The 20,127-nt window shown below is 43.2% G+C and carries 18 protein-coding genes; 10 read left to right on the top strand and 8 right to left on the bottom strand.

Going from position 1 to position 20,127, the window contains the following annotated elements; genetic code table 11:
* Positions 1-246: 246 nt before the first annotated feature.
* The 6 genes from GQR89_RS16655 to GQR89_RS16630 all read right to left on the bottom strand — a co-directional run bounded on the left by GQR89_RS16655 (position 247) and on the right by GQR89_RS16630 (position 6,879).
* On the bottom strand, positions 247-1,047 hold the full coding sequence (locus tag GQR89_RS16655; RefSeq protein ID WP_158771083.1) for a symmetrical bis(5'-nucleosyl)-tetraphosphatase: 801 nt from the start codon (positions 1,045-1,047) through the stop codon (positions 247-249).
* Positions 1,048-1,061: 14 nt separating this feature from the next.
* Positions 1,062-1,463: a Co2+/Mg2+ efflux protein ApaG gene (gene apaG, locus GQR89_RS16650; RefSeq protein WP_158771082.1), complete on the bottom strand. Its 402-nt coding sequence runs from the start codon at positions 1,461-1,463 to the stop codon at positions 1,062-1,064.
* Positions 1,464-2,270, bottom strand: coding sequence for a 16S rRNA (adenine(1518)-N(6)/adenine(1519)-N(6))-dimethyltransferase RsmA (gene rsmA / locus GQR89_RS16645; RefSeq protein WP_158771081.1), 807 nt, complete (start codon positions 2,268-2,270; stop codon positions 1,464-1,466).
* Positions 2,267-3,247: a 4-hydroxythreonine-4-phosphate dehydrogenase PdxA gene (gene pdxA / locus GQR89_RS16640; protein ID WP_158771080.1), complete on the bottom strand. Its 981-nt coding sequence runs from the start codon at positions 3,245-3,247 to the stop codon at positions 2,267-2,269. The genes rsmA and pdxA overlap by 4 nt, the downstream gene beginning before the upstream one ends.
* A gap of 3 nt (positions 3,248-3,250) precedes the next feature.
* Positions 3,251-4,546 (bottom strand): peptidylprolyl isomerase SurA, encoded by a 1,296-nt coding sequence (surA, locus tag GQR89_RS16635; RefSeq protein ID WP_158771079.1) that lies wholly within the window; start codon positions 4,544-4,546, stop codon positions 3,251-3,253.
* Positions 4,547-4,614: 68 nt separating this feature from the next.
* Complete coding sequence (locus GQR89_RS16630; RefSeq protein WP_158771078.1) at positions 4,615-6,879, bottom strand: LPS assembly protein LptD; 2,265 nt, start codon at positions 6,877-6,879, stop codon at positions 4,615-4,617.
* A gap of 97 nt (positions 6,880-6,976) precedes the next feature.
* Here GQR89_RS16630 and GQR89_RS16625 point away from each other — a divergent pair, with 97 nt between their 5' ends.
* The 6 genes from GQR89_RS16625 to GQR89_RS16600 all read left to right on the top strand — a co-directional run bounded on the left by GQR89_RS16625 (position 6,977) and on the right by GQR89_RS16600 (position 14,720).
* Positions 6,977-8,014: an aminoglycoside phosphotransferase family protein gene (locus GQR89_RS16625; protein ID WP_158771077.1), complete on the top strand. Its 1,038-nt coding sequence runs from the start codon at positions 6,977-6,979 to the stop codon at positions 8,012-8,014.
* Positions 8,015-8,048: 34 nt separating this feature from the next.
* Positions 8,049-8,762, top strand: a complete 714-nt coding sequence (gene murU / locus GQR89_RS16620) for an N-acetylmuramate alpha-1-phosphate uridylyltransferase MurU (RefSeq protein ID WP_233269004.1) — start codon at positions 8,049-8,051, stop codon at positions 8,760-8,762.
* A 52-nt stretch (positions 8,763-8,814) separates the two neighbouring features.
* Positions 8,815-9,678 carry a co-chaperone DjlA gene (gene djlA, locus GQR89_RS16615; RefSeq protein ID WP_158771076.1) on the top strand — a complete coding sequence of 288 codons (864 nt, stop codon included), beginning with the start codon at positions 8,815-8,817 and terminating at the stop codon, positions 9,676-9,678.
* A gap of 327 nt (positions 9,679-10,005) precedes the next feature.
* On the top strand, positions 10,006-12,351 hold the full coding sequence (locus tag GQR89_RS16610; protein WP_158771075.1) for a TonB-dependent receptor domain-containing protein: 2,346 nt from the start codon (positions 10,006-10,008) through the stop codon (positions 12,349-12,351).
* Between the two features lie 90 nt (positions 12,352-12,441).
* Positions 12,442-13,611 (top strand): alkaline phosphatase family protein, encoded by a 1,170-nt coding sequence (locus tag GQR89_RS16605; RefSeq protein WP_158771074.1) that lies wholly within the window; start codon positions 12,442-12,444, stop codon positions 13,609-13,611.
* Between the two features lie 5 nt (positions 13,612-13,616).
* On the top strand, positions 13,617-14,720 hold the full coding sequence (locus GQR89_RS16600; protein ID WP_233269003.1) for an alkaline phosphatase D family protein: 1,104 nt from the start codon (positions 13,617-13,619) through the stop codon (positions 14,718-14,720).
* 96 nt (positions 14,721-14,816) lie between these two features.
* Here GQR89_RS16600 and GQR89_RS16595 read toward each other — a convergent pair whose 3' ends face one another.
* Both GQR89_RS16595 and GQR89_RS16590 read right to left on the bottom strand, forming a co-directional pair.
* Positions 14,817-15,203 (bottom strand): DUF2306 domain-containing protein, encoded by a 387-nt coding sequence (locus GQR89_RS16595; protein ID WP_158771073.1) that lies wholly within the window; start codon positions 15,201-15,203, stop codon positions 14,817-14,819.
* 194 nt (positions 15,204-15,397) lie between these two features.
* Entirely contained in the window at positions 15,398-16,669 is a 1,272-nt protein-coding gene (locus tag GQR89_RS16590) for an O-acetylhomoserine aminocarboxypropyltransferase/cysteine synthase family protein (protein WP_158771072.1), read from the bottom strand.
* Positions 16,670-16,914: 245 nt separating this feature from the next.
* Here GQR89_RS16590 and GQR89_RS16585 point away from each other — a divergent pair, with 245 nt between their 5' ends.
* The 4 genes from GQR89_RS16585 (at position 16,915) to GQR89_RS16570 (ending at position 19,742) form a co-directional block, all read left to right on the top strand.
* Complete coding sequence (locus GQR89_RS16585; RefSeq protein WP_158771071.1) at positions 16,915-17,439, top strand: DUF1439 domain-containing protein; 525 nt, start codon at positions 16,915-16,917, stop codon at positions 17,437-17,439.
* 175 nt (positions 17,440-17,614) lie between these two features.
* Positions 17,615-18,457, top strand: a complete 843-nt coding sequence (locus tag GQR89_RS16580) for a MipA/OmpV family protein (protein ID WP_158771070.1) — start codon at positions 17,615-17,617, stop codon at positions 18,455-18,457.
* A gap of 419 nt (positions 18,458-18,876) precedes the next feature.
* Complete coding sequence (locus GQR89_RS16575) at positions 18,877-19,239, top strand: hypothetical protein (RefSeq protein ID WP_158771069.1); 363 nt, start codon at positions 18,877-18,879, stop codon at positions 19,237-19,239.
* A 107-nt stretch (positions 19,240-19,346) separates the two neighbouring features.
* Entirely contained in the window at positions 19,347-19,742 is a 396-nt protein-coding gene (locus GQR89_RS16570) for a hypothetical protein (protein ID WP_158771068.1), read from the top strand.
* The last annotated feature ends 385 nt before the right edge of the window (positions 19,743-20,127 follow it).

The following is a 20,127-nucleotide window of genomic DNA, read 5'->3' as shown; positions in this document are numbered from 1 at the left end:
TTATTCGCTGGTTACTTATTAAAAACGATACCATCTTGTTTTGTTGTATCGACATTTATTCACGTAACATTAACGAACATTATGCGGTTATGGTAAATATATTTCTAGGGTTGATGACTGCAATAGCATATTGGCAGCGTTTTGTTAAATCATGGGATGCGGCAAGCGAGAAAGCAAAATGGAATTCGCCAATGCGATCAAAGTTGTCGAAAGGTAAAAGCTAAGCCAATGAGCTTGCCAAACAGCCTAATTTTGCAGCCGTTTCATGGTCTTTGTGCAGAGTAATGTCATACAGCCACCCCAAACAAAACCCGTATCCAAAGCAAGAAATTGTTCGTTATTTGTCTCACCATTTAACGCAGCCCAATGACCAAACACTACTTTTTGTGTAGAAGTAATATTGGGGTTTTGCATGCTAAACCACGGCAACAGGGATTTTGGTGCTTCACTGGGCTTGGTTTTACAGTTAAATTCTAGTCGTGCGTCTTTTTCTAAAAAACGCATTCTGGTAAATGCGTTAATGATAAAACGCTTTCTGTCATCGCCACTTAGCTCTTCGTTCCAGCTGTTTGGGTTATCGCCGTACATACTATTTACGATAAGTTGCCATTGTTGTGATTGCAGCACGTCGCTTATTTCAGCACTTAGGGCCAGTGCTTTATCAAAACTCCAAGCGGGATATAAACCAGCGTGAGTGAGCAAAATATCTGACCCGACCAGCATCGCCAGAGGTTTTTGTCGTAACCAATCACAATATTTAGCGAAATCAGGCGAGGAAATAACCCCATCGAGTTTATCGGCTTTTTTTGCACGTCTAGCCCCGCAATGTATTGCGAGCAAATTCAGGTCATGATTTCCCAAGACTGTTTTAAAATTATCGCCCAAGGAGTTGAGATAAGCGAGGGTATCGAGTGCTTCAGGCCCGCGGCCTATTAGATCACCTACTGCGTATAACGTGTCGGTATGGGTGTTGAAATCAACTTTGCTTAACAAGGCTTTTAAACCACTTAGGCAGCCTTGAATATCGCCAACAATATAATCAGCCATAATAAACCTAAGATTTAGTTGATAAGATGGGGAACCGCAAGACGGAAGATATCGATAGGTACACGAAATGTCGCGCCGTCTTTATCTTGCATTTCATAGTAGCCTTGCATGGAGCCGACAGGTGTATCTAGCACTGCGCCGCTACTGTATTGAAAGCTGCTGCCGTTTTCAATATGTGGTTGCTCGCCGACTACGCCAGCGCCTTCGACTTCTGTTTGTTTGCCATTGCCGTCAATTATCAGCCAATAACGATTAATTAATTGCACGTTTTCATCGCTGTTATTGGCAATGTTAATTTCGTAGGCGAAGGCATATTTGTCTACATCATTGGCCGGATGGTCTACCAAGTATTGCGTGTTAACAGTAATATTAATTTTATCGCTGAGCTCGTGACCAGTGCTAAGAGACGTTGTCATCTATTCCTCCTGAAGGTTAACGGCAAGATCCGCTATTTGGCCAAACTGTGCTAACGAAAGGTTCTCGGCTCTTAAGTCAGGATTAATGTCCAAAGATATGAGCTGTGCTTCGCTTAGGCTCTCTTTCAAACTGTTACGAATCGTTTTACGGCGTTGATTAAACGCTTGAGCACAAACCTTATTCAAAGATTCTTCACTTATAACGCTGACCGGCTTTACCTTATGGGGCATAAGACGAACGACCGCTGAATCAACCTTTGGCGGTGGGTTGAAGGCGCTAGGTGGAACATGAATAACAGGCATGATATGGCAATGGTATTGGGCCATAACTGAAAGGCGACCGTAGCTTTTGTTGCCAGGCGAAGCGGCTAGTCTGTTAACCACCTCTTTTTGCAACATAAAATGCATGTCTTGCACTTTATGCGCAAACGAAAATAAGTGAAACATTAACGGTGTTGAAATATTATATGGCAAGTTACCAAAAACACGTAACGGTTGGTCTTCACTGAATAATTCAGAAAAATCATACTTCAGTGCATCTTGTTCAATGATATTAAGCTTGTTGGCAATAAAAGGGTGAGTGCGAAGGCGCTGGGCCAAATCTCTATCCAATTCAACCACGGTCAGTTTGTCAATAATTTCGCAAACAGGTTCGGTTAATGCGCCTAATCCTGGGCCAATTTCAACGACATTTTGCCCAACTTGCGGGTTGATCGCTGAAACAATTTGATCAATAACGTATGCATCGTGAAGAAAGTTCTGTCCGAAGCGTTTTCTGGCTGTATGGCCTAAGTGTTGTTTGCTCATTGTTTACTTTTTGCCAATGAAATGGCTTCCTTGATAGCGATGCCGAAACTACCAGCATCGGCTTTGCCTGATGCGGCTAAATCGAGCGCGGTTCCGTGGTCAACGGAAGTGCGAATAAAAGGTAATCCCAACGTGATGTTCACGGCTTGACCGAACCCTTTGTACTTTAACACGGGTAACCCTTGATCGTGATACATAGCGAGTACTGTATCGGCTTGTGCTAAATACTTAGGGTTAAAAATAGTGTCCGCAGGTAAAGGGCCGGTTAATGTAAAGCCTTCTTGTCGAAGCGAATTTAGCGCTGGAATAATAGTGTCTATTTCTTCTCGGCCAATATGTCCGTCTTCGCCTGCATGGGGATTTAACCCACATACAAAAATGTGCGGTTGGTCGATACCAAATTTGGTTTTTAAATCGTGATCAATAATACGGATAACCTTGTTTAGGCGCGATTCGGTTATTGCGGCTGATACCGCAGTGACAGGAATATGCGTGGTCACCAAAGTGACTCTTAAGCCAGTGGTCGCTAGCATCATTACCACGTCAGGGGTATTTGATTGTTCAGCAAAAAACTCAGTATGACCACTAAATGGGATCCCTGCTTGATTAATAATACCTTTATGCACTGGTCCAGTGACCAATGCATCAAACTCACCGTCTAAATTCTTTTGGCATGCTTGGTAGAGGGTGTCTAATACATAATGGCTGTTATCTTGATTTAATTCCCCAGGCTTTACCTCAGCGCGCAAAGGAATGTCTACTATGTAGAGCGCTCCGGCTTGCTGAATATCCTGACAGGATGAATCGTAAGGTAACAATATAAGCGGCAAACCCAAAGCTTCAGCCCGCGTGCGCATAAGCTTTTCATTGGCAAAAACCACCAGCATGACCGACCATTGGTGCTGAGCCAAGGATATAATCAAATCTGGGCCAACCCCTGCAGGTTCGCCCGGTGTAATCGCAAGTTTAATGGTCATGAATTAGCTATTATCTTTTTTATCAAGCAATTCAACATAAGCACTATCGCGCATTTCTTTTAACCAAGCTTCGGTTTCTTCAGCGAATTTACGTTGGAACAACAACTGATAGGCTTTATCTTCTTTAAGGTTTTCTGTGGCGTCTTTTACGCGTTTGCCCGTAAGCTGCATTAAATGCCAGCCGTGAACAGAGCGCACCGGTTGACTTATTTCGTCTACTTGCAGTGTCTGCAATGTATCTCTAAATTCAGGTACATATTTGTTAGGATCTGACCAACCTAAGTCACCGCCGCGCAAGGCTGAACCAGGATCTGCAGAGTGTTCTTTGGCTAATTCTGCGAAGTCTGCGTCACCAGCAAGAATTTCTTTTCTGAATTCTATGAGCATTTTTTCTGCTTTCTCGTCACTCAATATCACCGAAGGTTTAATCAGAATATGACGTGCGTTAAGCTCTGTGACTTCAACTTTTTCGATCCCACGAACATCTAGAATTTTTAATACGTGAAAACCAGCGCCGCTGCGAATAGGACCTATAAGCTCATCTTTGCTCTTACCTTGAACCGCTTCAGCAAAAAGAGTTGGCATTGAGTTGATGTTCATCCATCCTAAATCACCGCCTTCAAGGGCTTTGGAGCCAGATGAAGAAGCCGTCGCTATTTTACCAAATTCAGAACCATTATTGAGTAACTCCAATACCTTGGTGGCTGTTTCTTTGGATTTATTAACGTCTTCATCCGTTGGGTCGGGCGGGAATCCAATAAGGATATGGCCTAAATGGTATTCAGCTTGTTGACCGCCTTGTTCATCAATGAGCTTAACTAAATTACTAATTTCTTGCGGCGTAATATAAACACGACGACGAACATTGGCACGGCGCACCTCACCCGATATGAGCTCTTTGCGCACTTGCTCACGATAAACTTCATAACTAACGCCTTCAGATGCGAGCTTTTGACGCATTTGGTCAACACTCATGCCGTCTTCTTTAGCAATGTTATCAATAGTTTGATCAAGTTGAGGATCACTAATTTGAATGCCCATACGTTCAGCCATTTGGTTTTGTAGGCTATCAACAATCAAACGCTCAATGGCTTGAGTACGTAGCACTCGGTCTGAAGGCAGAGTTTGATTGTTGGTTAAGGCGTTACGTTTTACGGTACTGACTAATTCATCAATTTGACTTTCAAGAACCACGCCTTGATCGACAATGACTGCGACGTTGTCCAAGCGAGTTTGCTTAGCGAACGTGTTTAACGAAATAAATGCCAAAAGGGCAAAGGTGACTACAGTTAATTTCATATTTATGGTTACTTATTAATTTAAATTTACACCTAGGTGTTTGGGTTATATTTTTATTGTACTTGGGGCTAATCTAACAGATAAGGCTGTCGATAGCCGAACAATCCATCTTCTAACATATCGCGCCCTGAACTATCGCCACCAATTCCTTTAAACAAGAATTGCACAGCGATACCTGAATCAAATTCATCAGTGCTTTGCAAACCATTATCATCAAAACGACTCGTTAACTGACGCTGAGCGACTATGCGCAGTGCCCAACAACAAGACTCATATTGCAATCCTGTATAGCTTTCAATTGTGCGGTGACGGTCCATATCTCTGTACCAACGCCCAACCCAATACCAATCCTGTGTTATTGGCCAACTTGCCGTTAACCCCATCTGACTGATTTTTTCACCAGATAAATCGCGAACATAACGATGGCTAATTTGCACCATTTTGTCATGTGCGAGTCGATATTCAAGGCCAACACTGCTGCGCTCAATTTTGTCAGTTTGAGTTGATACTTGTGCTTCAGTGTGGGCTGACCACTTACTGCCAATACGCCAATCTAACTCTGCGGCTAAGGCAGAACGGTCGTCTTCTTTACTTGCTGCAGTCACTTTGTTGTCTTCAAGATAGAAAATCTGACCTAAGCTAAGTTTAAATTGTTCCCTATTATCTTTATCTATTATTCGCGTAGTGACCCCGAAGGTCACTTGATTCTTGTCACTTATGCGGTCTAGCCCAGTAAACTCCTGGCCTCTGAATAAACCTGCGAAGTCATTAAATAAGCGAGTAGTATCATATAAACCAATGTCAGATTGGTCTTCAAAGCTGGTATACAGATATTGAACTCGTGGTTCTAGCGTTTGTGTCACATCGTTACCTAGCCAATTTGCGTCCCGTTCAAATATCAACGCGCCATACAACTTAGCCTGACCCAAGGTACGTGACGCATTACGCGCTAATGCCGTTCCCTCAATATCTTCCTGACGATAAACCGTGTGCATGATAGACGTTTCGGCTAAAAATTCACCCCAACTGTTTTCATAAGGAAAACTAAGGGTAGGGGCTATGTGCGCCCGAGTTGCTTTGGGGCTAGTGCCGTTAGCGTTATCAAATCTCGCTAATTCAGAATGTATATCGAATTGAAAACCTGCCGGTAGGTCGGTTTGGTAATCTAACTTCAGCTCGGGTAACGCTCGATAGGTGTCTTCGTGGTCGCCTAATATTTCGAAATCCCTAAGTTGCAGGCTCATATTCAATGCATCTGAGTAATAATGTAGCCCTAGGGTGCGATACAGATGTGTATCCGCTGAGCTGTAATAATCGGATCCTAGGTCAGATATATAGTTGTCATCGCTAATGCCATTGAAATCTACGTTGACTTGCCAGTCTTCTGATAAGGCACCTTTGTGAACAAGACGATAAAAGTAACGATCTTCACCAGTGGAACTATCAGAATCATTCGCTAAGTATTCAACGTCAACTTGGCCACTGTTTTGTTCAGTCAAATAACGAAACTCTGTTTTTAACTGCAAGCCCCGATTAGTCATATATCTAGGGCTAATAGTGGCATCGTACTGTGGGTCAAGATTTAGATAATAGGGTTGCTCAAAGTCAAATCCATTACTACTGCTACTGCTGATTTTAGGAAATAACAAGCCAGTTTCACGGGCATCGGTCACCGGAAATGAATAATACGGCAGATAAAAGACAGGAATATCTTGCACATAGAAAAATGCATTGCGTGCCACACCTCGGGTTTCATCAGGCTTTACTTTAATGCTATCGGCATGTACTAACCAATCCTCGTCACCCTTTGGGCAAGTAGAAAAGGTAACCCCGTTTAGCTCTATGCCCTGAACTTGGTCGACCACCAATAGTTCGGCCTGACCTCTGGCATTCATTGTGGTGAATTCGTATTGGGTGTCAGCAATTTCCATGCGATTATTTTGCGTATTCAGCAGAACTTCTTGACTGGTTACGCTCAATTGAGGAGTTTGATAGGTCACATCCCCAGATGCAATCAATTGCTGAGTAGTGCGATTAATTCGCGCTTTGTTGGCAATAATCTGTGAGTCTTGAGATATTATTTCTACATTCCCCTCGAATTCTGCAAAATTATCTTGCTGTATCGAGGTCATATTAGATATAACTTGAATTTGTCCGTTAGGCAGGTGTTTCTCTACCACGAAAGTATTTTTGGGTGCTGGGCATGTTTCTTGAGCTACAGCGCTAAGCGAGCAGACTGAGAGAAAGAGCACGTAAAGAGGTTGCTTAATTTTCATACGGTAGGGTAAAAAGGCAGCCTGATAAAGGTTAAAGTCATGGGAGTTAAGCTCCAATTTTAAGGGTTTCGCACAGATTTACTAGTAAACTTGCAAAAAAAGCTAGATTTCGCCATTCTTCGCTGTCAAATATTACCCCAACACGAGGTCCTAAGTGAGTCCATTGGCACAAAGACAAGCACAATTGATGGATTGGATTAATCATTCCACACCTTTTTTGTGTCAACAATTACACATGGTATACGGTGATGCCAGCTTTAGGCGTTATTTTCGCTTTACCTTTGAAGGGTATTCCATTATTGCGGTTGATGCCCCACCAAAATTTGAAGATAGCCATAAATTCGCGTTAGTCGCTGAGCTACTTGCAGCCAATGGATTAAAGGTGCCTGATATATTGGCCGCTGATCACGATTTAGGCTTTTATTGCCTCAACGATTTTGGTGATGTGCAATTGGCCCATCGCTTAAACGAAAAAAGCTGCCATGAACTTTATCCACAAGCGCTGGCACTTTTGCCAAAGGTACAGCAATGTGTGGCTACATCTCAAGCACCTTTACCTGTCTATGACCACAAACTTTTCAGTGCGGAGTTTGAAATCTTTACTCAGTGGTTGCTCAATGTGCATTTGGAGCTAACGATCACTGCCACGCAACAGACGTTATTAACGAATACATTCAATGTACTTGCCGACAGTTTTTTCGAGCAACCAAAAGTAGGTGTACATCGTGATTTTCATTCACGTAATTTGATGATGTTAGATAATAATGAAATTGGTGTCATCGATTTTCAAGACGCTGTGGTCGGCCCAATTACTTATGATGCAGTTTCCTTGCTACGAGATTGTTATCGTCGTTGGCCTGATGAATGGGTAAGTGATTGGTTGCACGCATTCCACGGGCAATTTTATACACAGTATCCACTTGCGCAGTTCACCCGTTGGTTTGACTTAACCGGTATGCAGCGTCACATTAAAGCCAGCGGCATCTTTGCGCGCTTGCATCATCGTGACGGTAAGAGTGATTATTTGGGTGATATTCCGCGTACGCTTGGGTATTTAGTTGATATAGGCAGGTTGTATCCACAATTAAGTGCCTTCTCTGATTTTATTGAGCAAGACGTTCTACCCAATGTATTAGCGGCCCAGCATTCAGAAAAAACAAAGATTGTATCCCTTGCTAGTGGCAAAGGATAGAAGGTTGGTGTGTGTTGAATAAAGGTAAGTTTCGATGAAACAGATCAATACCGCCATGATATTAGCGGCTGGGCGCGGGGAACGAATGCGCCCTTTAACAGACATTACCCCGAAACCCTTATTAGAGGTCAAAGGTAAGGCATTAATTGAATACCATTTAGAGCGCTTAGCGGTTGCAGGTATCGAACGTGTGGTGATAAACCATGCTTGGTTAGGCGAGCAGCTAATTCAGCGCTTAGGAGATGGCAGTCAATACAATTTAGATATTCTGTATTCCGAGGAAGAAGCTGCATTAGAGACCGCAGGTGGCATTATTCATGCGTTGCCTCTGCTATGTCCAAACCACAAAGAGAGTCATTTTTTAGTTATAAATGGTGATATTTTCACTGACTTTTCATTCGCTGATATGCTCGCTAGTAACCCTTTGAAAATTGCCTGTCAGGGGAATACATTGTCGCTTGCCCACTTGATTTTAGTCCCTAACCCCCCACACAACATAAACGGCGATTTTTATTTGCAAGACCAACACATTCTTAAGCAGGTCCCCGAGAGTATTAACGCGACAAAATACACCTTTAGCGGTATTGGAATATACAGCAGTGCATTGTTTAACCATTTACCACAAGGCAATTTGCGCTTGGCGCCAGTGTTAATCGATGCAATGGCGAAAGGGCGAGTCACCGGCGCTTTATACGAAGGTACGTGGATTGATATAGGTACCCCTCAACGGTTAGCACAATTAAATTAGCGCTATTGAAGTAACAGAACGCAATCATATTCATTTAAATACAGGGTAAACAATGATCGGCAAGATTTTAGGCACCATTTTTGGTTTTATGTTCGGACGTATCCCCGGAGCAATATTAGGCTTTGTGGTTGGGCATATGTTCGACAAAGGTTATAGCCAAGACTTCAACCAAATGGGTGGTTTTAGTGGTTTTTTTACCAGTCAGGATGATTTTAAGAAGCAAGCGATATTCTTTCACGCGTTATTCTCGGTTATGGGGCATATTGCTAAAGCTGACGGCAAGGTCAGCGATGTAGAGATAAAAATGGCTAGCGCCTTGATGGACCAAATGGGGTTAGAAGGTGATACGCGAAAAGAGGCTCAACAAGCATTTCGTGAAGGCAAAGAAGCCGACTTTGCCCTGCGTGAAATTCTCGTAGAGCTAAAAGAGTCGTGCCATGGCCGACGCGATATTATGCAAGTTTTTATCGAAATATTGATCCAAGCTGCCTACGTCGATGGCCGTATGGACAAAGCAGAGCAAAAAGTACTGGAGACTGCAGCACTTCATCTCGGTTTTAAACAAAGTGAATTACTGTATTTGCTATCCGTTTACGAAGCGGAGCTACGTTTTCGTCAACGCGGAGGGCAACGTTCTGGGGCGCACTCATCCCAGCGTGGCCGCGGACAACAAGGCAGTCAATCCACTTATTCTACTCAGCAGTCATTAAATGATGCCTACCAGATTTTGGGTGTTAGCGAGTCAGATGATGATAAAGCGGTTAAAAAAGCATATCGTAAACTCATGAGTGAGAATCACCCTGATAAATTGGTTTCCAAAGGCTTGCCGAAGCAGGCGTTAGAGCTGGCCAAGAATAAGGCGCAAGATATACAGGCTGCCTACGAAATGATCAAAGAAAAACGCGGTATGCGCTAAATCTATCGCCTGAGTCGTTTCTGGTTCTTTTAATGCGTTGCAAATACGCAACGTATTGATGTTGCCTTTGCCTTATCAGGCAGAACGTATTATCCCCTCCATAATCCACCGTTTACCTTTGCGATTAGTCAGCCCAGCCCGATTTTGTCTGGGCTGCTCAAGGGCGAAGTTTTTTAGCCGGATAATTAGCTATCGTCATATTAATATTACCGACTTGTCACAAAAATATCCTATAAACGTCATGTAGTTGTCAAATTTATTCCATGAAACTGTCACAGGAATTCGTCACCTTATTGCGGTCTTAAAACTCCAAGAGAACACACACAAATGAGATCGACAGCTAAAACACACTTAGCATTATGCATCGCCGTTGCCATGGGCAGCCAATCATTGATCAGCACGGCTATTGCGCAAGAAGCGCCGAATGATGCGGCAATCGAAGAAATTACCGTTGTTGGCAAGAGCGTTTCATACGCGAATAACCAAACATCTGATGAGATGGCCAAACAGCAAAGCTCTTTAACCAGCGCCTTGGCTGTGATTGATAACCTTCCGGGTGTTTTGATCAACGAGGGTGATACGTTCGGTTCTGATGATTGGTCAACGACTGTGTCAATTCGTGGTTTTCAGTTAAGCCTAGATGAGCAACAAATCGGTATTACAATTGATGGAATTGCCAACGGTAACTCCAACTATGGTGGTGGCGCGAAGGCCAACCGTTATATCGACACAGAGAATTTAGGTCGTGTTGAAGTATCTCAAGGGACAGGTGATATTGCTTCACGTTCAAACGAAGCCCTTGGCGGTACGTTAAACTTCACCACGATTGACCCAGGCATGGAAGAGTCTATGGTGGTGAGTATTTCTGGTGGCAGTTTTGATGCGCAGAAATATTTTGTGCGCTACGAAACAGGTGAAATTGCCCCAGATACTTATGCATGGTTTAGTGCATCTACCAGCGAAAACACTGACTGGGTAACCCAGACTGCTGAAAACAAGCGCGATCATTTAGCGGCTAAGTTTATGACAGTGGTGAGCGACGTTGATATCAAAGGATATTTCTCTTGGGATGACGTTCATGAAGATAACTATCAACGCGTTAGCCTAGCGCAATTTGAGCAAAACCCAGAGTCAGATGGTTTATCAGGTGAATGGGTTGGCATTCCTTATGTGGATCAGGTTTTTCGTCAAGCCTGGTCAAGTTTGCGTGAAAACATGTTTGCTTATTTAAGTGCCGATTATAAAACCGAAAACTTCGAAGTGTCGGGTAACGTTTATTACCACGACAACGAAGGTCGCGGTGATTGGGTGCCGCAGTATGTTGTCGACGTAACCGCAGATGGGGAAGGCGTTGGGCATTCTGAGCTCACTTCAGGCAACACGGTTTATGGTGGTAGTGCATTAGGTCAATTATTGTTTGTTAACGCTAGTGGCTTAGCAGTTAGCCCTATCGAGGGTTGTGAAAGCTCAATCACTGCTCCATACGGTGGTGCAGGACCTGAGTATGATCCAGGTTGTTACGCTCAAGGCGCTATTCCTGTAGGTTCGTACCGCCACACGCATTATCAAAAAGAACGTTTTGGTTTCGATGCTGATTTCGCGTGGTACACGCAAATAAATGACATGGATAACACGTTACGCGGTGGTATCTGGTATGAAGATTATAACCGTGAGGAGTCTCGCGATTGGCACAAAATCATTGATTCTCGCAGCAGTTTTGAATTCGATCATACTCCTTACTGGGTGCAGTATTCACGTGAATTCCCAGTTGAAACATTGATGGTGTACGCAGAAGACGAACTCGATATGGGCTGGGCAAGTGTGCGCTTAGGCATGAAGCGCTTTTTTGTCGACTTAGAGCGCCAAGATAACTTTGATGCCGCAAACAAAGCTAAGTTGAATTCGGATTCAGACACTTTGTTTTCTGGTGGTATCGTGGCCCAAACTCCTATTGATGGCTTAGAAGTATTCGCGGGTTACGCAGAGAACTTCGCGGCGATTAAAGATACCGTACTTGAGCGTGATGCGTCGACGTTGACCCAAGTAGAGCCAGAAACGGCAGAAAATGTCGATGTGGGCTTACGTTATGTTTCGCAAAACATTAATGCGAGCTTGACCTACTACAGTATCAAATTTGATAACCGTTTAACCTTTATTGCCCCTGATTCACCGGATGGCATCGATTACCTTATTGGTACTAATGGTAGTTACGTCAACGTAGGGGGTATTGAATCATCAGGTTTCGAAGCATCGTTGTCGTTCAATGTGACTGATGAGTTATCTGTATATAGTTCTTACACATACAATGATTCTGAATACACAGACGGTTCAATTGATTTCCCTGAAGGTAATACCGTCTTTGGTTCTCCTGAAAACATGGCTGTTGTATCCCTTGATTGGACACGTGGTAATTACTTCATCGGTGCCTCAACTAAATGGGTTGACGATCGTTTTATCGATGCGGCGAATACCCAAGTTGCTGAAGCTTATTTAGTCACTGACTTTTATGCTGGTGTCAGCTTAGATGCACCGATACAAGGAATTCAATCGATTGATTTACGTTTCACCGTAAACAATATGTTTGATGAAAGTTATCTAGGCGGTATTGCAGGTCAATCAGCTTGGATTGGTGCACCACGCACAGCTGCATTTAACGCACAAGCACGTTTTTAAAAACGTTGTGTGAATGCTAAAAAAGGCGAGCTTAAGCTCGCCTTTTCTATTTATGTTCAGTCCACTCCACTCAATACTGATGAGATCCTTATGAAACAGTTAAAACGAATTGCGATATTGTGCCAAACCTTGCTAGCTATTTTACTCAGTTCACCTGCGTACAGTGCGGATAATGTGTTAATTATCAGTATCGATGGACTACGTTGGCAAGAAGTCTTTCGAGGTTATGAAGCAAGCTTGTTAGAGCAGCCAGAATTTACCAGTCATGCTGAGATAATGGCTCATGAATTCAACGGCCAGACGCTAAACGAAAAGCGTCAAAAACTGATGCCCTTTTTATGGAACGTCATTGCCAAAGACGGTTTGCTTATCGGCAATCGTGATAAGCAATCGGCCATGGAGGTGAGTAATAATTGGTGGTTTTCTTACCCAGGATACAATGAAATATTAACGGGTAAGGCGGACCCACGCATTGATTCTAATAAGCCAGTTGCTAATCCTAATGTGACATTTTTAGAATGGTTAAATACCCAGCAAGGGTACGAAGGTCAAGTTGCGGCATTTGGTAGTTGGGATGTATTTCCAGCCATTATCAATACAAAACGTAGCAATTTGCCGCTCAATGCTGGCTTTATGCCTGCAGACTGGGCTGGCTTAACGCCCTACGTCCAGTGGTTAAATCAATTACAAAGTGATATACCAAGCCCTTGGCATAATGTGCGACTCGATGCGTTTACAGTGGGTTTTGCTCAAGAGTATATTCGCGCTAAGCAGCCTAAAGTCATTTATGTTGCATTAGGCGAAACAGACGACTTTGCCCATGATGGTGATTATCCAGCTTATCTTAGTTCGGCTCATCGCAGTGACCAGTTCATTGCGCGTTTATGGCAGCAACTTCAGTCGATGGCACAATATAAAGATAACACTAACTTGGTCATTACCGTTGACCATGGACGCGGAGAGACTAATGAGACTTGGCAGCACCATGCTAGTCCTAAAGCGACAAGAGGTTACTTAGATAATTTAGCACAATATGAAATGGGAATTGTTGGTTCAAATCAAGTGTGGATGGCGGCGATCGGTCCGGATATAGCACCTAAGGGAGAGCTACAAAACAGCGACACTTTCAGCCTCAATCAGGTTGCAGCAACTGTGTTACAGTTACTCAAACAAAATCCAGCAACATTTGCTAGCGTCAATGGTCGCCCTATTGGTCAGGCCATGCTGATTAGCCCCAGCCCCGTTAATAACAAAAAGTAAAGATGATGAAATCAATTAAAATATGTATTGCGAGTGCATTCTGTCTCACCAGTGTCGCTTGCACCACTACATCAATGCCCATTAGCAGCGATGCACCAGCGCCCAATAGTACTAATGTACTGACAGTCAGTTCTGCAGACAAACATCAATTCAAGGTGTTGATTGGCTCATGCTCACACCAAGATAAAGACCAGCCTATTTGGCAACCGATGCTAGAAGAGCAGGCCGATTTATTAATGTTGTTGGGGGATAATATTTACGGTGATACCGAAGATATGGCTTTGCTGAAGGCTAAATATCAAAAGCAATGGGCTAAGCCCGGCATGCAGAAAATGCTTGCTGCTACACCAACTATTGGTATGTGGGATGACCACGATTTCGGTCAAAACGATGGGGGGAAAACCTATCCGCAGAAAGAAGCCTCACGTCAAATTATGCTCGATTATTTTAACGAGCCACAAGATAGTATCAGACGTACCCGGTCTGATGGTATTTATACTAGCTACATGTTCGGCAGCGCCCCCAAGCGGATACAAGTCATCATGCCTGATTTACGGTGGAACCGAGATGCGTTAGCCCATGTTACGCCTAGCGAATATAGGCAGGTAAAAGCCCCGCAACATTTAGGACCGTACTTGCCGCACACAGATGCAAGTCAAAAAATGCTCGGTAATGCTCAATGGCAATGGCTAGAAGAACAGTTGCAACAACCGGCAGATGTGCGAATTTTAGCCTCAAGTTTACAGCTTTTACCGGAATTTAGTGGATGGGAGTCATGGGCCAACTTCCCAATAGAGCGTCAACGCTTGCTTGATCTGTTAGTGAAGTATGAAATCAGCAATTTGGTCATTGTCAGTGGCGATACGCACTGGAGTGAGCTTAGCCAGGTCCACTTTGAAAACGGTCAAGCTCTTTGGGAAATGACCTCGTCGGGTTTAACGGAAGAGTGGAAGCAAGTGAGTCCAAACAAGCATCGCGTGGGTCAAGGGTTTTCCAAAGCCAATTATGGGGTGCTGGATATTGACTGGAGTGACAAGCATCCAAAAGTGACGATGAGCATTAAAGATGATACAGGCGTTGTAAAAATGCAGCAGGAAGTATCCTTATAAAGTAATCGGATGCTTTGAGCGATACTAGGCCTAAAAACAAAGGGTAACCTAGTATCTCTTTTCTTCTTTTATAGTATTGCTTGTTTTCGCCCGCAATCAGCCAAAAAACCAGGTATGCATCATTCTGCCGGGCATAAAGGTAAAACCGCCAGCGAGGAGTATCGCCCCAACATAGAGCAACACCATACTGCGTTTATGCTTAGCGATATTACCTTTACGAACCGCAATATAAGCGCTGGGTACGGCATATAAAACCAACAAACTGAACAGGTGCACATAGCCAAAGTGACCAATGATCATAGGGCCTACTTCGGCTCTCATAAACAACGTTGAAAGCGCAGTTATTAGCATTAAGCTCATATAAATTTTGCCCAATAAACGGTGTTTTGGCGTGCCTTTACGATTGGCCAGTAAATACGTTCCTATTAAAAATGCAGGCAATACTGTGGCAAGGTGAAAATAGGCTAGTTGCAGGTAGGTCATATTTTTCCAGTTCCGTGGATACGTTTAAGCTTATTTAAGTTGGATTATATGTTGAGCAATTTTTAAATATCATGACTTTTAGATATTTTTTTGTGAGCAAGGCGCTATAAGTTAAACAATTGATAGGGTTCCCTTGCGTGCAAAAGCCGACTGGTTCATTCATTCGAACCAGCGGGCTGATATTGTTAGCGCTTTTACACAGCGTCAAACGCCTGTTCTAAGTCTGCTTGTATGTCATCGATATGCTCAATTCCTATGCATAAGCGCAGCATTTCTGAACTGATACCCGCACTTTTTAGTTCACCTTCATTTAATTGTCTATGGGTCGTCGAGGCTGGGTGGCAAGCGAGGGTTTTGGTATCACCAATATTCACTAAACGTTTGATAAGCTTAAGGGCATCGTAAAACTTCACCCCAGCATCAAAACCGCCTTTGATACCAAAGGTCATTAAGGATGATGGACGACCGTTAAGGTATTTTTGCGCCATGTCATAATACTTATCCCCTTCAAGACCCGCATAACTGACCCATTCTACTTTTGGATGGGCTTTTAAATACCTTGCAACTGCTATGGCGTTATCACAATGACGTTCCATGCGCAGGGGTAAGGTTTCCATGCCTTGCATCAGCATAAATGCATTAATTGGGGATAACGCGGCTCCGGTATTTCTCAAAGGAACGGTGCGCGCTCGGGCAATAAATGCTGCCGCACCAAATTCTCGGGTATACACTACGCCGTGATAAGCAGGCTCGGGCTCATTTAGCATAGCAAAGCGTTTCTTATGCTCTGTCCATGGAAATTTGCCTGAATCAACGATAATACCGCCCAATGAATTGCCATGGCCACCCATGTATTTGGTCAGCGAGTGTACGACTATGTCTGCGCCATATTCAATTGGGTTTAATAGTGCTGGAGTGGCGACGGTGTTATCGACGATTAATGGTACGCCATGTTCATGGGCCATTGTGGCAATGGGCTCAATGTCGACTATGTTACCTGCGGGGTTGCCGATGGTTTCGCAGAAAACCGCTTTGGTTTTATCATCCATTAGCTTGGCTAAATCTTCGGCTTTATCTGAATCTGCGAAGCGCACCTCTATACCTAATTTAGGCAATAAATGCGCGAATAAGGTGTAGGTGCCACCGTATAATTGCGGAGTCGCTACTATGTTATCGCCCGCTTCTGCGATGGTTAAAATAGCATAGTTAATGGCAGCACTTCCCGCTGAAACAACCAGCGCTGCAACACCACCTTCAAGGGCAGCCACACGTTTTTCAAGCACATCCCACGTGGGATTCATAATACGGGTGTAAATATTGCCAGGAACGGCTAAATCGAATAAATCTGCACCGTGTTGAGCATTATCGAACTCATAAGCAACGGTTTGGTAAATTGGGACAGCGCAGGACTTGGTTGTAGGGTCGGTTACATAACCCTCGTGAATGCAGATCGTTTCCTTTTTCATGGGATGCTCCTTATATTACGTCGGTTTAGTTGAGTGATCAAAGGAATTACATTATCAAAGGTTTGCCTAAAAACTAGCCTTTTATCAGAATTTTCTGCGCTAAATTAGACTATTCGACATTATTCAAAAAATGAATGATAACTAACCTTCGTGTTTAAATGAAATGCTGGCATACAACCAATGGCAAGAGGTAGTATCAATGCTAGACAATTTGAAGTGAAAAGTAGCAGAAAAAGGGGTGATGATTGAAGTATTTATTTGGGCTTATAATTTCCTTAACGCTCAGCTGGTCGCAGGCCAATGCCTATACCAAAGAGTTTACTGAAGCCGAACTACAAGAGATGGTAAATACCATCATGCCCATGACACGAACCAAGTTTTTTGTGACCATGACTCTGTCTGAACCGCGTCTCAATTTGCTCGATGCTACTAATGAAATAGGTATCGGGGCAAATATTAAGGCTAGTGCTCTAGGCGCATATGGTGGTACAGGCAGTACCTACATCACTGGTAGCCTGGCGTATAACCAAGAGCAGGGCGCGTTGTATTTTACCAATGCTAAGCTGGTGGAGCTGAACTTACATAAAGTGTCCCAGAGCCAGCAAAATGAGATTAAGAAACTGCTGCAATCTGTGGTGGGGACTATTTTAGAGTCACGTCCTATTTATGTGTTAAATGATGCTGATCTAAAACAAAAATTAGCCAAAGCAACGCTAGAGTCAGTCGTAGTAGAAAATGGCAAGTTGATTGTGACGTTGGGGATGTTTTAATCCCGCTCTCGCCCCGTTATATCCATAGGGCTTTATGGGGTGGGTATACCTATCTTTAACCGTTCCACGTTTAGGAATGTGTTGCAGCCTGACTAAAATGTAATGATTATACGCGCATGATCATTAGCAATCGCCGAATATTATAGCGGGTTTGATTTAGCTTGGAGAACGCTTTATGCCAATACCCTATTTATCCAATATTACTGTATTCAAGCACCGAATAACGTCCAGCACTCTGATCTTGGTCTTGGGATTCTGCGCTCCTGTAATGGCGCTCGCTAACGCTGCTGAATATAGAGGGGGTAGACCAGATAATAATACTTCTCGATGGGGGATTGGAATAGGTGCAATAAGCCAGCAACAGGGCATTACAGGTATTGATAGGAACACCGTTGTCATTCCATTTTTAAGTTACGAAAGCCAATATGTCCGCTGGTTTGGTCCAAGTATCGACATCAAACTGCCTAGCGTGATAATCGATAAGGCTCAGCAAATAAAATTTAGTCTCACCGGTCGTTACGATTTTGGAGGCTACGATGATGATGACATTGATGATACCCCGATTTTACAGGGAATGGACGAGCGAGAAGGCGGCTTTGGTATAGGCGCTAAAGCCCAGTGGCAAAACCCTTGGCTCGATGTGTACGCCCAATGGATGAGCGACGTATCAGGCGACAGAGATGGATATTATTTCAGCCTTGGTGTAGACAAAAGATGGATATTCGACCAGCAAATTATGGTTTCGCCGCGCATTGTCGCTGTTTGGTTGGATGACAATTACGTTGATTTTCAATACGGTGTTCAGTCCCATGAGGCCACTGTTGCTCGCTCAGCTTATACCGGTGAGGCGACCGTGAACATAGAACTCGGCGTGCGCGTGGCATACCTGTTTGATAGAAGCAGTTCGGTTTTTATTGATGGCAGTATCACGAGTCTAGGTGACGAGATAAAAGACAGCCCGTTAGTGGATAGCGCCACCGAAAATAAGTTAATGATAGCTTATTTATATAAATTCTAATGCATATACCCACTCAAATAATAACGAGCCACATGAATGGGTAACTCTTTTTAATGGTAAAAATTTAGATGATAGGGTGGTGAAAATTAATCACCACCCAACAGGGGATAATTATGGTAATACCTTCCGCGTAAAAGATGGGTTGTTGAAAGTCCGTTACAATCAATACGATTTTACCGTTGAGTTTGGCCACTTATTTTACAAAACACCTTTTGAAACTTTCATCCTCGTGTCGATTAGCGCATTAGTGTCCTAAACCTTCGCTTTAAAAGTTGGAAGCTGGCTCGCTTTGCGCTGCTAATTATCACAAAAGTATACCGGGTATCACTATTCATTAACAATAACTGCGACACCCTTTTGTTTGAAAAATAACCTGTCTACACTGCGGTCATTAATTTTTAAGCTGACGGCTATTTCATATGAAATCATTACTGATGCTAGCGATCATAGCGTTGTTCTTTTTGTCAGGCTGTGCGTCAGCCGTAAAGCGCCATGAACAGGTTCAGGGACATTTGAATAAGGCTGTTGATTGTGCTCAAGCTCATCTCGATATTGCGACCCTTGAATTACAAAAAACGACGACGCGAGAAAAATTAGTTAATGGTGTTGCTTCTGTCTTGCCAACTTCAATTTTACTGAACGTTATTTTAGGGGAGTACGGTAGTCGTGCGGCCATTGCAACAGGGGCGTTTGATAGAACGGTCGACAATAAAATAAACGCAATTGAAAGTGACTGTATGCTTGATGATGGGACCCGTGACGTAATGTTAGTAAAGCAATAAATTCGCAACAGTATGTCTGCTGCGTATGAGCTTAGTTTATTTTGCACTGGTGTTTACCCAATATTTTGCAGTAGCATAAGCCCCACAATAATAATAACGGCGGCATTATGAAAAAATCACTTAGTTGGGCAAATTCTTTAGATTGGTTTATGGCGTTGCTAGCTTTAATTACGGCTTTGGGTGTATTGCAAACCTTTGCCATCGGTAAGCATTATATTATTCCTACGATCTTGTTGGTTGTCACTGTGCTGCTTGGGAATTTGGCTTGGTATGGTTTGACTCAAACTAACTGGGCAAAACGGATTAATTTCTGGTGTGGATTTTTGCTGACCGCTCATGGCTTTTTTGCTTTGTTTTGGTCCAAGAAATATCGAGAGATACTTGGGGATCAATTTGAATTAATTTGTGCTGCAGTGGCATTAGTGTTTTTTGTGGTGACATGGATGTATGCCAAGCAGAATCGGTTGTTTACTAAAGCGCTAACACCGATCCCGACGCTATAGAATCCGCGTACTAATGTATATTATATAAGTTTTGCTCGTTGTTATTTATGGTATTTTCCAAACTCTAACTAGGGCGAGCTACTTTCCTGCAAACACTTATGATGCATATACGGTTCACTCGCGACATTTATTTGAATTGTATTAAATCTTGTGCAGGCCTGTGACACTAGGGTGCTGCGAGGAAATAAAATGGTTCGTCAAAATTAATAAAGAGCAACGATTTGTTATTTATTACTTTTTTTGCGTCTTTTTTGTTAAAAAAGTATGCACTGCAGATTATATTTCTGTATACCCAGGTATTCGTTATCTCTAATGAAATTACAAGAATAGAAAAGACTATTTGTAAATAATGCTCTAGTGATTAGCAGCAGGTACCGTCTAAACA

The sequence above is a fragment of the Paraglaciecola sp. L1A13 genome (genome assembly GCF_009796745.1).
Lineage (GTDB): Bacteria > Pseudomonadota > Gammaproteobacteria > Enterobacterales > Alteromonadaceae > Paraglaciecola.
This window is presented reverse-complemented; position numbering and strand designations above follow the sequence as displayed.